This is a genomic window from Mitsuaria sp. TWR114, from assembly GCF_007997345.1.
Genome location: NZ_VOSR01000142.1, coordinates 1 through 1023 on the forward strand (window position 1 = coordinate 1; position 1023 = coordinate 1023).

Genomic DNA, 1023 nt, shown 5'->3' on the forward strand with positions numbered 1-1023 from the left:
CCCAGGCGCTGCTCCAGCGCCGCGATCGCGCGGGTGGCGGCCGGTGCCGAGCAGCCCAGCCGGCGCGCCGCGCCGGCGAAGCTCTGCGTGTCGGCCACGGCGACGAAACAGCGCAGGCGTTCCAGGTGGTCCATGGCGATTCGCCGTCCGGGCAGAACGGCGCTCATTATTTCGACAGCTGCAATTCTCAATGATCTCCTCCAGCCATTCCGGTCACGCGCCGCAATGGATACGGTAGAGGCCTCGCTGATCCACGATGGAGCCTCGCTCGATGAACGCCTCTCCCCTCGCCGCAAGCTCTCCGGCTTCGACACCCATGGCCACGACCGCCGGCGCCGCGAGCGCCCCGGCCGCGCCGCTGCGCCTGCACCGCCTGGCCGCGTCGGGCCATTGCCATCGCGTCGAGCTGCTGCTGTCGCTGCTGGGCCTGCCCTACGAGGTGGTTGACCTCGACCTGCGCCGCGGCGACCAGCACCAGCCGGCCTTCCTCGCGCTGAACGCGCTGGCGCAGGTGCCGGTGCTGGAGGACGGCGAGCTCGTGCTGCCGGAGAGCAACGCGATCCTGGTCTACCTCGCGACCCGCTACGCGCCCGAGGCCGGCTGGCTGCCCCGCGACGCGGTCGAGGCCGCCTGGCAGCAGCGCTGGTTCAGCCTGTCGGTGAGCCTGCTCGGCCCGGGCGCGGCCTCGCCGCGCTACCGCGCGCTGACCGGCCAGCCGGTGGATCCGGCCTCACTGGCGCTGGGGCACCGGCTCTTCGCGCTCATCGAGGACCGGCTCGCGCGCTCCGCCTTCCTCGTGGCCGACCGGCCGATGCTGGCCGACCTCGCGTTCTATGGCTACACCTCGCAGGCGCCGATCGGCGGCGTGTCGCTGAGCGACTACCCGCGCCTGCGCGCCTGGCTCGCGCGCATCGAGGCGCTGCCCGGCTTCGTCCCGCTCACCGACCAGCTCTGAACGACGCCGGAGGCTCCCCATGGACAAGTCCTGGCACCCCGGCGAGCAGACGCTGCAGGCGCGCGTCG

2 protein-coding genes are annotated in these 1023 nt (G+C 72.9%); one reads left to right on the top strand and one right to left on the bottom strand.

What is annotated here, in order from left to right; genetic code table 11:
• Positions 1 to 167 (bottom strand): LysR family transcriptional regulator (locus tag FUT87_RS06680; protein ID WP_310735117.1); only part of this gene is annotated, 167 nt, incomplete at its 3' end.
• A 149-nt stretch (positions 168 to 316) separates the two neighbouring features.
• Here FUT87_RS06680 and FUT87_RS06685 point away from each other — a divergent pair.
• On the top strand, positions 317 to 955 hold the full coding sequence (locus tag FUT87_RS06685; protein WP_147240509.1) for a glutathione S-transferase family protein: 639 nt from the start codon (positions 317 to 319) through the stop codon (positions 953 to 955).
• Positions 956 to 1023 lie beyond the last annotated feature (68 nt).

Excerpts from the sequence above, each read along its gene's own strand:
- FUT87_RS06685 (WP_147240509.1), top strand. The coding sequence starts at position 317 with ATGGCCACGACCGCCGGCGCCGCGAGCGCCCCGGCCGCGCCGCTGCGC.